Source organism: Agromyces sp. NPDC056523 (assembly GCF_042794545.1).
Classification (GTDB): domain Bacteria; phylum Actinomycetota; class Actinomycetes; order Actinomycetales; family Microbacteriaceae; genus Agromyces.
The window spans coordinates 608046-620590 of the sequence record NZ_JBHTTM010000002.1 but is presented as its reverse complement, the minus strand read 5'-3'; the positions used below and the strand labels follow the sequence as shown (position 1 = coordinate 620590).

The 12545-nt window shown below is 71.9% G+C and carries 14 protein-coding genes, 1 tRNA gene and 1 riboswitch; of the genes, 11 read left to right on the top strand and 4 right to left on the bottom strand.

The features are described from left to right. Positions 1 to 26: 26 nt before the first annotated feature. From gatC to ACFQ58_RS09835, 11 genes are all read left to right on the top strand, one after another. A complete protein-coding gene (gene gatC, locus ACFQ58_RS09885) occupies positions 27 to 326 on the top strand; it encodes an Asp-tRNA(Asn)/Glu-tRNA(Gln) amidotransferase subunit GatC (protein WP_376950897.1) in 300 nt (99 codons plus the stop codon). Further along, entirely contained in the window at positions 323 to 1852 is a 1530-nt protein-coding gene (gene gatA / locus ACFQ58_RS09880; RefSeq protein WP_376950896.1) for an Asp-tRNA(Asn)/Glu-tRNA(Gln) amidotransferase subunit GatA, read from the top strand. The genes gatC and gatA overlap by 4 nt, the downstream gene beginning before the upstream one ends. Then, a complete protein-coding gene (gene gatB, locus ACFQ58_RS09875) occupies positions 1852 to 3369 on the top strand; it encodes an Asp-tRNA(Asn)/Glu-tRNA(Gln) amidotransferase subunit GatB (protein WP_376950895.1) in 1518 nt (505 codons plus the stop codon). Before gatA ends, gatB begins: the two co-directional genes overlap by 1 nt. A 66-nt stretch (positions 3370 to 3435) precedes the next feature. Beyond that, positions 3436 to 4101, top strand: coding sequence for a hypothetical protein (locus tag ACFQ58_RS09870; protein WP_376950894.1), 666 nt, complete (start codon positions 3436 to 3438; stop codon positions 4099 to 4101). Between the two features lie 37 nt (positions 4102 to 4138). After that, a complete protein-coding gene (locus ACFQ58_RS09865; protein WP_376950893.1) occupies positions 4139 to 5440 on the top strand; it encodes a DNA polymerase IV in 1302 nt (433 codons plus the stop codon). Between the two features lie 65 nt (positions 5441 to 5505). Further along, complete coding sequence (locus tag ACFQ58_RS09860; protein WP_376950892.1) at positions 5506 to 5838, top strand: hypothetical protein; 333 nt, start codon at positions 5506 to 5508, stop codon at positions 5836 to 5838. A gap of 56 nt (positions 5839 to 5894) precedes the next feature. Continuing rightward, positions 5895 to 6005, top strand: a riboswitch (TPP riboswitch). A 38-nt stretch (positions 6006 to 6043) separates the two neighbouring features. Beyond that, entirely contained in the window at positions 6044 to 6715 is a 672-nt protein-coding gene (locus ACFQ58_RS09855) for an ECF transporter S component (protein ID WP_376950891.1), read from the top strand. Positions 6716 to 6718: 3 nt separating this feature from the next. Further along, entirely contained in the window at positions 6719 to 8221 is a 1503-nt protein-coding gene (locus tag ACFQ58_RS09850) for an ABC transporter ATP-binding protein (RefSeq protein WP_376950890.1), read from the top strand. Continuing rightward, a complete protein-coding gene (locus ACFQ58_RS09845; protein ID WP_376950888.1) occupies positions 8218 to 9015 on the top strand; it encodes an energy-coupling factor transporter transmembrane component T family protein in 798 nt (265 codons plus the stop codon). Before ACFQ58_RS09850 ends, ACFQ58_RS09845 begins: the two co-directional genes overlap by 4 nt. Then, positions 9012 to 9575, top strand: coding sequence for a hypothetical protein (locus ACFQ58_RS09840; protein WP_376950887.1), 564 nt, complete (start codon positions 9012 to 9014; stop codon positions 9573 to 9575). The genes ACFQ58_RS09845 and ACFQ58_RS09840 overlap by 4 nt, the downstream gene beginning before the upstream one ends. A 50-nt stretch (positions 9576 to 9625) precedes the next feature. Then, a complete protein-coding gene (locus ACFQ58_RS09835; protein ID WP_376950886.1) occupies positions 9626 to 9874 on the top strand; it encodes a hypothetical protein in 249 nt (82 codons plus the stop codon). Positions 9875 to 9883: 9 nt separating this feature from the next. Here ACFQ58_RS09835 and ACFQ58_RS09830 read toward each other — a convergent pair whose 3' ends face one another. From ACFQ58_RS09830 to orn, 4 genes are all read right to left on the bottom strand, one after another. Beyond that, positions 9884 to 11131, bottom strand: a complete 1248-nt coding sequence (locus ACFQ58_RS09830; protein ID WP_376950885.1) for a hypothetical protein — start codon at positions 11129 to 11131, stop codon at positions 9884 to 9886. Positions 11132 to 11155: 24 nt separating this feature from the next. Next, entirely contained in the window at positions 11156 to 11503 is a 348-nt protein-coding gene (locus tag ACFQ58_RS09825) for a metallopeptidase family protein (RefSeq protein WP_376950884.1), read from the bottom strand. 224 nt (positions 11504 to 11727) lie between these two features. Further along, positions 11728 to 11803 (bottom strand) — tRNA-His (locus ACFQ58_RS09820). A gap of 38 nt (positions 11804 to 11841) precedes the next feature. Continuing rightward, complete coding sequence (orn, locus tag ACFQ58_RS09815) at positions 11842 to 12507, bottom strand: oligoribonuclease (RefSeq protein ID WP_376950883.1); 666 nt, start codon at positions 12505 to 12507, stop codon at positions 11842 to 11844. Positions 12508 to 12545: the final 38 nt, after the last annotated feature.

Here is a 12545-nt window from a genome sequence, read left to right as displayed (position 1 = left end):
TCCCCATCCCCACACGACGGAGCAGCATGTCTGAAATCAGCGCCGAGCAGGTCGCGCACCTCGCGAACCTCGCTCGCATCGCGCTCACCGAGGAAGAGATCGGCCACCTGACCACGGAACTCGGCCAGATCATGCAGGCGGTCGAGAAGGTGAGCGAGGTGGCCACGCCCGACGTGGCGCGCACGAGCCACCCGATCCCGCTGCACAACCCGCTCCGCGAGGACGTCCCCTCCGACGTCCTGACCGTCGACCAGGTGCTCTCCGGCGCCCCCGAGCACGACGGCACGCGCTTCGTCGTCTCGGCGATCCTGGGGGAGGAGCAGTGAGCGACCTGATCCGGCTGAGCGCCGCCGACCTCGCCGACCGGCTCGCGTCGCGCGAGGTGTCCTCGGTCGAGGCGACGCAGGCCCATCTCGATCGCATCGCGGCCGTCGACGGTGCCGTGCACGCCTACCTGCACGTCAACGATGCCGCACTCGACGCGGCCGCCGAAGTCGACCGTCGTCGGGCCGCCGGCGACGAGCTCGGCCCGCTCGCGGGTGTCCCGATCGCGATCAAGGACGTGCTCGTCACCAAGGGCATGCCGTCGACCTCCGGCTCGCGGATCCTCGAGGGCTGGGTGCCGCCGTACGACGCGACGCCCGTGCGCAAGGTGCGCGAGGCCGGCATGGTGCTGCTCGGCAAGACCAACATGGACGAGTTCGCGATGGGCTCGTCCACCGAGCACTCCGCGTACGGCCCGACGCACAACCCGTGGGACCTCGAGCGGATCCCCGGCGGCTCGGGCGGCGGGTCGGCTGCGGCGGTCGCGGCGTTCGAGGCGCCGCTCGCGCTCGGCAGCGACACCGGCGGATCCATCCGCCAGCCCGCGCACGTGACCGGCACGGTCGGCACCAAGCCGACGTACGGTGGCGTGAGCCGCTACGGTTCGATCGCACTCGCGTCGTCGCTCGACCAGGTGGGGCCGGTCAGCCGCACGGTGCTCGACGCGGCGCTGCTGCACGACGTCATCGCCGGGCACGACCCGCACGACCAGACGTCGATCCCCGACCCGTGGCCGTCCATGGCCGACGCCGTGCGGCGAGCGGATGTCTCGGGCCTGCGCATCGGCGTCGTGAAGGAGCTCGACACCGACGGCTTCCAGGCCGGCGTGCGCCAGCGCTTCCACGAGGCGCTCGAGCTGCTCGAGCGCAACGGCGCCGAGATCGTCGAGGTGGCGGCCCCGAGCTTCGAGTACTCGATCGCCGCCTACTACCTGATCCTGCCTGCCGAGGCGTCCTCCAACCTCGCGAAGTTCGACTCCGTGCGGTTCGGCCTGCGTGTCGTGCCCGAAGGCGGCGGCACGGTCGAGGAGGTCATGGCGGCGACGCGCGAGGCCGGCTTCGGTCCCGAGGTCAAGCGCCGCATCATCCTCGGCACCTACGCGCTGTCGGCCGGCTACTACGACGCGTACTACGGCAGCGCGCAGAAGGTGCGCACGCTCGTGCAGCAGGACTTCGACGCCGCGTTCGGCAAGGTCGACGTGCTCGCGACGCCCAGCGCGCCGACCACGGCGTTCAAGCTCGGCGAGAAGCTCGACGACCCGCTCGCGATGTACCTCAACGACGTCGCGACGATCCCCGCGAACCTCGCGGGCGTGCCCGGCATCTCGGTGCCCGCAGGCCTCGCGCCCGAAGACGGGCTGCCCGTCGGCATCCAGTTCCTGGCGCCCGCGCGCGAGGACGCCCGCCTCTACAACGTCGGCGGCGCGCTCGAGGCACTGCTCGTCGACCAGTGGGGCGGTCCGCTGCTCGCCCAGGCGCCCGACCTGTCTACCCACGAACTCATGGCGACCGAGGAGGGCGTGGTCTGATGGCACGCGCGGCACTGATGGACTTCGACGAGGCCCTCGCACGATTCGAGCCGGTGATCGGCCTCGAGGTGCACGTCGAGCTGAACACGACCACCAAGATGTTCTCCCCGGCGCCGAACCCGGCGAACAGCGCGTACCACGACGCCGAGCCGAACACGCTCGTCGCGCCGGTCGACATGGGCCTGCCCGGCTCCCTCCCGGTGGTCAACGGCACGGCAGTACGCCATTCGATCTCGCTGGGCCTCGCGCTCGGCTGCTCGATCGCGCCGTCGAGCCGGTTCGCGCGGAAGAACTACTTCTACCCCGACCTCGGCAAGAACTACCAGATCTCCCAGTACGACGAGCCCATCGCGTTCGAGGGGTCGGTCGAGGTCGAGCTCGAGAACGGCCGCGTCTTCCAGGTGGCGATCGAGCGAGCGCACATGGAGGAGGACGCCGGCAAGCTCACGCACGTCGGCGCGACCGGCCGCATCCACGGCGCGGAGTACTCGCTCGTCGACTACAACCGGGCGGGCGTGCCGCTCGTCGAGATCGTGACGAAGCCCGTCGTCGGGGCCGGGGCGGATGCGCCGGCGCTGGCACGCGCGTACGTCGCCGCCATCCGCGACATCGTGCTCTCGCTCGGCATCTCCGAGGCACGGATGGAGCGGGGCAACCTCCGCTGCGACGCGAACGTCTCGCTGCGACCCAAGGGCCAGGAGGCCTTCGGCACACGAACCGAGACCAAGAACGTCAACTCGATGCGCTCGGTCGAGCGCGCGGTGCGGTACGAGATCCAGCGCCAGGCGGCGATCCTCGCCGATGGCGGGTCGATCACGCAGGAGACGCGCCACTGGCACGAGGACACGGGCACCACGAGCCCCGGCCGGCCGAAGTCCGACGCCGACGACTACCGGTACTTCCCCGAGCCCGACCTGCTTCCCGTCGAGCCCGACCCGGCCCTCATCGAGGAGCTGCGCGCCGCACTGCCCGAGCCGCCCGCCGCGCGCCGGCGCCGGCTGAAGGCCGACTGGGGGTTCACCGACATCGACTTCCAGGGCGTCGTCAACGGCGGCCTGCTCAACGAGGTGCTCGCCACGGTCGAGGCGGGCGCCACGCCTGCCGCCGCGCGCAAGTGGTGGACGGGCGAGCTGACCCGCATCGCGAACGCGCAGGGCACGGATGCCAGCGAGCTGGTCGAGCCCGCGGATGTCGCCGAGCTCGCCGCACTCGTCGAGGAGGGCGCGCTCACCGATCGCCTCGCCCGCCAGGTGCTCGAGGGCGTGATCGCCGGCGAGGGCTCGCCGCGCAAGATCGTCGACGCGCGCGGCCTCGCCGTCGTCTCCGACGACGGTGCGCTCGTCGCCGCGATCGACCAGGCGCTCGCGGCGCAGCCCGACGTGCTCGCGAAGATCCGCGACGGCAAGGTTCAGGCCGCCGGCGCGGTGATCGGCGCGGTCATGAAGGCCATGCAGGGCAAGGCCGACGCGGCGCGGGTCCGCGAGCTCGTGCTCGAGCGGGCCGGCAGCGAGGAGTAGCGCGGTTCCCAGCCCGTTCGAGGCGGGCTCGGCTACGCTGTCGATCCCTACGAGAGTGAGGACATCATGGGATTCCTTGACCGACTCTTCGGCGGCGGCGACGATCGCGCCCGCCAGTCCGCGCCGCCGGTGCCGCAGGCGCCTCAGCAGCGTCGGCTGAGCGAGGACGAGCTGGCGATCGAGCGCTACCGCTACCTCCTGCGCACCGCACCGCCCGAGTCGATCGAAGCGGTCCACGCCGAGGCGTTCGCGAAGCTCACGCCCGAGCAGCGGCAGCAGGTCTACCGTTCGCTCGCCGAGCAGGCGCCTCCGGGCGAGCAGCTCACCTCCGACGACCCGCAGTCGCTCGCGCGCGCGGCGACCCGCCAGGAGCTGCGCCAGCCGGGCTCGATGGAGCGGGCCTTCGCCGGTGCGCCGGCAGGCGGCGGCGCGTACGGCCGCGGCGGTCCGTCGTTCGGCTCGATGGTCGGCAGTTCGCTGCTCGGCACCGTGGCCGGCGTCGTGATCGGCTCGGCCATCGCGCAGGCGTTCCTGCCCGATGCCTCGTCGTTCGATGCGGCCGGCGCGGACGGCGCGGATGGGTCGGACGCGGACGGCGGAGACGCCGGCGCCGGTGACGCAGGCGGCGGCGACGCGGGTGGCGACTGGGGCGGTTCCGGTGGCGACTGGGGCGGCTCGGGTGGCGACTTCGGCGGCGGCGATTTCGGTGGCGGCGACTTCGGCGGATTCTGATCCGACCCGAGTCCGCGGTCCCCGCTAGGGTCGCAGCATGAGCAAGCAGGACGGCTCGTCGCGTCAGGTCACGACGGGTCCCGTCGATGACTCGGCGACGCCGATCCTGCACGTCGACATGGATGCGTTCTTCGTCTCCGTCGAGTTGCTGCGCCGACCTGAGCTGCGCGGCACGCCCGTGCTGGTGGGCGGCACGGCAGGTCGCGGGGTCGTGGCGGCGGCGAGCTACGAGGCGAGACGGTACGGGGTCAACTCCGCGATGCCGATGTCGGTCGCGTTGCAGCGGTGCCCGAATGCCGTCGTGCTTCGCGGCGACTACCGCCGATACGCCGAGTACTCCGATCGCGTCATGACGATCTTCCGCGAGCTCACGCCGCTCGTCGAGCCGCTGTCGATCGACGAGGCGTTCCTCGACGTGTCCGGGGCGCGCCGACTGCACGGCACACCCGCCGAGATCGCCTGGACCATCCGGCGTCGCGTGCACGGCGAGACCGGCCTCACGTGCTCGGTGGGCGTGGCAGCGAGCAAGTACGTCGCGAAGGTCGCATCCAGCCGCGCGAAGCCCGACGGCATGCTCGTCGTGCCGGCCGACCAGACGACCGCCTTCCTCCATCCGCTGCCCGTCTCGGCGCTCTGGGGCGTCGGTCGGGTCACCGAGGAATCACTGCTCAAGCTCGGCCTGCGAACGGTCGGCGACGTCGCCGAGATGCCTGCCGACGCGCTGACCCGCGCGGTCGGACCGGCGCTTGCGGCGCGGCTCTCGCAACTGGCGAACGGCATCGATCCGCGCGAGGTCGAGACCCGGCGGGTCGAGAAGAGCATCGGTCACGAGACGACGTTCGATCACGACCTCGTCGATCACGACGACATCGCGAGGGAATTGCTCCGCCTCGCCGCCGACGTCGGCGTCCGGCTGCGCAAGGCGGGAATGGTGGCGCGCACCGTGACGCTGAAGCTGCGCTACGGCGACTTCACCACGGTGACCCGGTCGCGCACGCTCGCCGAGCCGACCGACGTCGCCCGCCGCATCTACGAAGAGGCGCTCGTACCGCTCGCAGAGCTCGTGGGTGACGGGCGGCGGGTACGGCTCATCGGCGTCCGGGCCGAACAGCTGCGCGCCACTGGCGGGGGCGCCCCGCTCTGGGATCCCGACGAGGACTGGCGGGACGCCGAGCGCACGATCGACGAGGTGACCAGGAGGTTCGGTCGCGGGGCCGTCCGCCCGGCCGCGCTCGTCCGTCCCGGCGGGCCCGGTCTGTTGCCGACGGCGGGCGCCGGATGGGAACGCGACGACGCCGAGCAACCGAAGCGGTCGTCGTCGGAGCGGCCACGCCAGTGACCCGAATGCGCCGCGGCATCCGTCAAGGCCTACCGAGGCCGGTTCGGCGCCGGTAGCGTGGCGGCATGGCTGATTTCGTGCTCGAGCTCGCAGACAAGGTCGCCGGCGTCGGGGTCCGCACCTCCTACGCCGACAAGGTCCAACTGGGCGGCGTCGACGTCGTGCCCGTCGCGCTCGGCGCGTACGGCTTCGGCGGCGGCTCCGGGAGCGCCCCGGAGCAGGGCGAGGGCTCCGGCGGGGGCGGCGGGGGATGGTCCGTGCCGCTCGGCGCGTACGTGAGCCGCGGCGGCGACGTCCGGTTCGAGCCCAACATCCTCGGCGTCCTCATCGTCGCGATCCCGTTCATCGCCGTCACCGGCAAGGCGCTGAAGCTCATCATCCGCGCACTCAAGAAGTAGCCGCGTCCCCACCGCGTTCCGCCGTCGCGTCATGCCGCCGCGGCGGGCGTATACTCGTGCTCGAACACGGGAGTCCGGTGAGCCGGGCTGAGAGGAAGGTTCTCCAACCTTCGACCGTCGAACCTGATCTGGGTCATGCCAGCGCAGGGAGGGCATCCGATCTCATCTCCCGTGCCGCTTTCCACCTGAAGAAAGGGCACGAATCGTGCACGAGACCACGCGCGGCACCGACCGCGGCAACGCGGTCGGCGACTCAGCCGGCACCACGACCGACGCGACCGTCGGTTCTTCACGACCCACGCGCTGGCGTGTCGTCGACATCGTCGTCGCCAGCGTCATCGGCGTCGCGACCGGCCTGGTGTTCCTGTTCTGGAACAACGTCGGCTACGCCTGGTTCAGCGCGGCCGACGCCCTGACGCCCGGACTCGGGGGCATCGCGGTGGGCATCTGGCTCATCGGCGGCGTGCTCGGCGGCCTGATCATCCGCAAGCCGGGAGCAGCGCTCTACGTCGAACTGCTCGCCGCGATCGTCTCGGCGCTCATCGGCAACCAGTGGGGCATCGAGACGATCTACTCCGGGCTCGCGCAGGGACTCGGCGCCGAGCTTGTCTTCCTCGCCACGGGCTATCGCCGATTCGGCGTCGTGACGGCGATGCTCGCCGGCGCGGCCGCCGGCCTGGGAGCCTGGACGCTCGAGCTGTTCACCTCCGGCAACCTGCAGAAGTCGGCCGAATTCCTGTTCCTCTACCTAGGCACCGTCGTGGTCTCCGGTGCGATCCTCGCCGGGCTCCTCGGATGGCTCGTCGTCCGCGCGCTGGCGGCGACCGGCGCACTCAACCGGTTCGCCGCCGGACGGGACGTGACCGGACGGGTCTGATCCGTGGTGGTCATCTCGCCGCTGACCCGCCCCGCCCGTGTGGACGCCACCGGGTGGGGCTGGCGGCACGCCGGCCGCGTTCGTCCGGCGCTGCACGGCATCGATCTGGCGATCAAGCCGGGCGAGCGCATCCTGCTGCTCGGAGCGTCGGGCTCCGGCAAGTCGACCCTGCTGCATGCCCTCGCCGGCGTCCTCGGTGGCGATGACGAGGGCGAGCAGGTCGGCTCGCTCTGCGTCGACGGCCGGCCAGCGGCCGCGGCGCGCGGGCGGGCGGGGCTCGTGCTCCAGGACCCGGATTCCCAGGTCATCCTGGCGCGCGTGGGCGACGATGCCGCGTTCGGGTGCGAGAACCTCGGGGTGCCCCGTGAGGAGATCTGGCGCCGCGTCGCGGACGCCGTGGACGCGGTCGGACTCGACCTTCCGCTGGACCATCCGACGTCGCGTCTGTCGGGCGGGCAGAAGCAGCGTCTCGCGCTCGCCGGCGCGATCGCCATGCGTCCCGGGCTGCTCTTGCTCGACGAGCCGACGGCCAACCTGGATCCTGCGGGTGTCGCAGAGGTGCGCGAGGCCGTCGGCCGCGTGCTCGAGCGCACCGGCGCGACGCTCGTCGTCGTCGAGCACCGCGTCGACGTGTGGCAGCACCTCGTCGACCGTGTCGTCGTCCTCGGCGTCGACGGCGGGATCATCGCCGACGGGGCGCCCGCCGACGTCCTCGCCGCTCAGGCCACGGAGCTGGCTGCGGGCGGCGTCTGGGTGCCGGGGGTACCTCTCGGCGTGCCCGAAATGGAGGCGGACGCAGCGGCTGTCGGCGTCGCGGACGGCGGCGCCGTGCTCTCGACGCGCGAGCTCGCCATCGGCCGACCGCGCGGGGCGGTGCTTCACGACGGACTCGAGGTCGCGCTGCCGGGCGGGACCTCCACCGTGCTCACCGGTCCGAACGGAGCCGGCAAGTCCACTCTCGCACTGACGCTCGGTGGCCTGCTCCCACCGCGCGGCGGTGCGGTCCTCGCCTCGCAGCGGCTGGCGCGCGGGCTCCCGAGCAGCCCCGTGCGGTGGCGTTCCCGCGACCTGCTCACGCGGATCGGGACGGTCTTCCAGGAGCCCGAGCACCAGTTCGTGGCCGCGACCGTGCGCGACGAGGTCGCCGTGGCGCCGCGAGCGCTGGGTCTCGCTGCCGCCGAGGTCGACGCGCGCGTCGGCGAGATCCTCGAACGCCTCCGGCTCGGCCACCTCGCGGGTGCCAACCCGTTCACGCTCTCCGGCGGTGAGGCTCGACGGCTGTCGGTCGGATCGGTCCTCGCGACCCGTCCCGAGGTCGTGATCCTCGACGAACCGACGTTCGGACAGGACCGCCTCGGCTGGGTCGAGCTCGTGCGGCTGCTGCACGAACTCGTCGCCGGCGGCACCACGCTGCTCTCGGTCACCCACGACGTCGCGTTCACGGCCTCGCTCGGAGCGCGGCGGCTCGAGCTCGGGGTGCGCGATCGCGCTGGGAGCCGCTCGTGACGGCGCACGAACTCGACACCGCACAGCCCCAGCCGACGCTGCGGTTCGTCGACCGCGTGAACCCGGTCACCCGGCTGGCCGCCGCGATGGTACTGACGACCCCGTTGCTGCTCACCGTCGACTGGGTGAGCGCGGCGATCGCGCTCGGCATCCAGCTCGTGCTGTTCGCCATCGCCGGCGTGACACCGAGCCTGCTCGTGCGACGGACCTGGCCGATCCTGATCGCCGCTCCCGTCGCCGGGCTCAGCATGCTCCTCTACGGCGAACCATCCGGCACCGTGTACTGGGAGTTCTGGCTCGCGCGCGTGACCGACGGCTCCATCGAGCTCGCGATCGCCGTGACGGTGCGCGTGCTCGCGATCGGCCTGCCCGCAGCACTGCTGTTCATGCGCGTCGACCCCACCGACCTCGCCGACGGATTGGCGCAGATCGCCCGGCTCCCGGCCCGCTTCGTGCTCGGCGCACTGGCGGCGACGCGCCTCGTCGGACTCTTCGTCGAGGATTGGCGCGCGATGTCGCTCGCCAGGCGAGCGCGCGGCATCGGCGACCACGGCGCGGTCCGCCGGGCCGCCACGATGGCGTTCGCACTCCTCGTGCTGGCGATCCGCCGCGGCTCGAAGCTCGCCACCGCGATGGAGGCCCGTGGCTTCGGCGCCGACACGGCGCGCACCTGGGCGCGTCCATCGCGCGTCGGGACACCCGACGCCGTGCTCCTCGTGCTGGCGGCCGCGATCGCCGCGGTCGCGATCGCGGGCTCGGTCTGGGCGGGAACCTTCCACCCGGTGTGGGCGTGACTCGCGGCGGCCTGCTGGCGCTCGAGCCTGCGGTGCGGATCGTCCGACGCGGTGCAGCGGCGCGGCGCCATCCGCTCGTCCTCGTGGACGGACCCAGCGGTGCCGGCAAGTCGACCTTCACCGCGGCATTGATCGATGCGTGGCCGGGCATCCAACCGATCGCGGTGCGGGTCGACGAGGCGATACCCGGATGGCGCGGCCTCCGTCGGGGCGCCGACGCACTCGCCACCTCGCTCCTGGCGCCGCATGCGCGCGGCACGACCGGTGCCGTGCACCGGTGGGACTGGCTCGCGGACGGGCCGGCTGGCGTGCACCGGATCCGTCCGGGCGGGCCGGTCGTCATCGACGGGTGCGGCGCGTTCCTGGCCGGACGGGAGCGGCCCGACGCGATCCGCGTCTGGCTCGATGCGCCGCACGCCGAGCGCCGCGAGCGGGCGCTCGCGCGCGACTGCGGGGCATTCGACCCGTACTGGGACGGCTGGGAGGCGGACTGGCGCCGGTACCTTGGCCAGGCGCGCCTGCGCGAGGAGTCGGTCGTCCGGGTCCGACTCGGCCGCTGAGCCGCGCGCGGCGCATGACCGGAGCCGTCGCGCGGGACTACGGTGGGGGCATGGCAGATGCATCGACCTACGTCGCGGAGTTCATCGACGGCCCCCTCGAGGGCGACTTCGAGCAGCGCGCGCTCGTCGGCGGCAAGCCCGAGAAGCGCGTGGGCATGGTCGCCGCCGTCGACGGGCTCGAGTCCCTGTTCTGGTACGACGCGGTCGACGAGCACGAGGTCAACGGGCAGCTGCGCGTGCGATTCCGCTTCGATGCCGACGACTCCGACCCGGTCGAGTACGACGAGGAGAACGACTGAGGCGTCGCGTCAGGCGTTGCCGTCGAGGAACGCGCCGATCAGCTCGCCGGGATGGGTGAGCCGCCAGACCGGACCCGGGTCGCGGATCGCCGCATCCAGTTCGAGCGCCGAACTCACATCGCGTTCGCCGAGGCGCACGGTCACGGTGCCGACCTGCCGGCCCGCGGCCGCGGTCGAGAACGCCTCGACGGCGACGGTCGCATCGTCGGGCGCCGCGCCGAAGGCCGCATCGGTCCGGGCGGTTGAGGCGACGAGGCGCGCCCGTTCGCCCCATGCGGCCTCGACCTCACCGTACGGTGCGCCTGCGGCGATGATCTCGATGGGCGCCGAGGCGGCCTGCATGCTCTCGACCGCGGCCAGGACGGCCGGGTCGAGGGTCTCGTAGTCGTCGACGCCGGTCATGGCGCCGACGATTCGCCGCGTCTCGTCGCCGACCTCGACCTCGGACGTGAACACGAACGAGAGCGCGGCCTCGTCGGTGTAGCTGCGGCTCATCGCGCGGATGCCGTCGCTCCCGAGGTGCGCGATGACGTCGGGGATGCGGCGGTCATCGGCGGCCAGCGGTCCATCCCCGGCGAGGAACATCGGTCCGAGGGTGGGGTCGGCGAGCACCAGGGCCGCGAGTCGTGCGAGTTCGGCGGCGGTACCCACGTTCTCGCCCGACAGGCCCGTCGCGTCGGCGATGCGGAGTGTGGCGAAGCCCTGCTCCTCGAGCCATCCGTTCGCCTCGCGGACGTAGTTCTCGACGCTGCCGAACGACCACGTCGCCAGCGTGTCGGCGTGGTTGTTGCTCGAGGCGAGCACGAGCGCGCGGAGCACGTCACGCTCGCTCCACGTCTCGCCGGGCGAGACCCGGAGGGCGCGAGAGCCCTCGGCCTGGTACTTCAGGTACGCCGAGTAGTCGGCGGCCCCGATCCGGATGTCGGGACCGCTCGTGTCCTCTTCGAGCGGCAGGGAGTCCACGGTCACGAGCGCGGTGACGAGCTTGGCCGCTCCGCCGATCGGGGCCGGCTCGTCGTCGGCGAACGACGCGACGAGCGCTGCCTCGCCGGACTCGCCGACGAGCGCGACGGCGGACGCGCCGTCGTCGGGCAGGACCACGGCGGCCGGTTCGGCAGCGGCCGCCTGCGCCTCGTCGACGCGGACCGTGACGGCAGGAAGGGGCCCGAGCAGCATCGCCGGGCCGTAGACGCCGACGGCGAGGATCGCGAGCGTGCCGACGGCGATGCCGATCACGCGGGCGGGGGAGGGACTCATGCGCTCAGGCTAACCCGGCGCCGGTCACGCCCAGCCGAGATCGTGCAGCCGGTCGTCATCGATGCCGTAGAAATGCGCGATCTCGTGCACGAGCGTCACGTGGATCTCATCGCGGAGCTCGGCCTCGCTGTCGGCGACCGCGAGCAGCGGCTCGCGGTACAGCACGATGCGGTCGGGCATCTCGCCGAACCCGTACCGGTCGCGCTCGGTCAGAGCGGTGCCCTCGTAGAGGCCGAGCAGGTCGAGCGAGCCGTCCTCGGGGCGGTCCTCGACGACGAACACGACGTTCTCGAGGCCGTCGACCATGTCGTCGGGGAGCTCGTCGAGCTCATCGATCACGAGCCGCTCGAAGGCCTCGGCGTCGAGTTCCACGGGCGGCTCCGTTCGGGAGTCTTCGGGGTGAGTAACGGGGCTTGAACCCGCGACCCGTCCCAAACTACTGCACCACAACCAGGCGCTCTTTGGGGTGAGTAACGGAGCTTGAACCCGCGACCCGTCCCAGAGTACTGCACCACAACCAGGCGCTCATTGGGGTGAGTAACGGGGCTTGAACCCGCGACCCGTCCCAGAGTACTGCACCACAACCAGGCGCTCATTGGGGTGAGTAACGGGGCTTGAACCCGCGACCTCCTGGACCACAACCAGGCGCTCTACCAACTGAGCTATACCCACCATGTGCGGATCGCGTCGCGATCGGCAACCCTACGAGATTACACCACGTTGGGCGTGGTCGTTGACACGGGGGAGGGCTCGGCCGAGGCCTCGGGAGCACCTTCGCCCACGATGTCGGCGGCGATGGCCTGCAGTTCCTGGCTGGTCGGCCCGGGGTCGGCGACGAACACCGCGCGGCGGTAGTACTGCAGCTCGCGGATCGACTCGAGGATGTCGGCGAGGGCGCGGTGACCGCCGTCCTTCGCCGGGGCGTTGAAGTACGCACGCGGGTACCAGCGCTTGGCCAGCTCCTTGATCGAGGACACGTCGACGTTGCGGTAGTGCAGGTGCGCGTCGAGCCGCGGCATGAATCGCGAGAGGAAGGCGCGGTCGGTGCCGATCGAGTTGCCGGCGAGCGGCGCGCGCTGCTCGTCGGGAACGTGCTTGAGCACGTACTCGAGCACCTCGTACTCGGCCTCGGCGAGCGAGACGCCGTTCGGGATCTCGTCGATCAGGCCCGACTCGGTGTGCATGGCGCGCACGAAGTCGCTCATGGACACCAGTGCACTCGCGTCGGGCTTGATCACGATGTCGATCCCGGCGTCGACGGGGTTCAGGTCGTAGTCGGTGATGACCACCGCGATCTCGACCAGCTCGTCGACCTCGAGGTCGAGCCCGGTCATCTCGCAGTCGATCCAGACCAGTCGGTCGCTCGAGGATGCCATGCCGCGAGTCTAATCCGGTGGCCCGACACCGACCGGGC

Coding starts and splice junctions, on each gene's coding strand:
- gatC (WP_376950897.1), top strand. CDS start 27: ATGTCTGAAATCAGCGCCGAGCAGGTCGCGCACCTCGCGAACCTCGCT.
- gatB (WP_376950895.1), top strand. CDS start 1,852: ATGGCACGCGCGGCACTGATGGACTTCGACGAGGCCCTCGCACGATTC.
- ACFQ58_RS09870 (WP_376950894.1), top strand. CDS start 3,436: ATGGGATTCCTTGACCGACTCTTCGGCGGCGGCGACGATCGCGCCCGC.
- ACFQ58_RS09865 (WP_376950893.1), top strand. CDS start 4,139: ATGAGCAAGCAGGACGGCTCGTCGCGTCAGGTCACGACGGGTCCCGTC.
- ACFQ58_RS09860 (WP_376950892.1), top strand. CDS start 5,506: ATGGCTGATTTCGTGCTCGAGCTCGCAGACAAGGTCGCCGGCGTCGGG.
- ACFQ58_RS09835 (WP_376950886.1), top strand. CDS start 9,626: ATGGCAGATGCATCGACCTACGTCGCGGAGTTCATCGACGGCCCCCTC.
- ACFQ58_RS09830 (WP_376950885.1), bottom strand. CDS start 11,131: ATGAGTCCCTCCCCCGCCCGCGTGATCGGCATCGCCGTCGGCACGCTC.
- orn (WP_376950883.1), bottom strand. CDS start 12,507: ATGGCATCCTCGAGCGACCGACTGGTCTGGATCGACTGCGAGATGACC.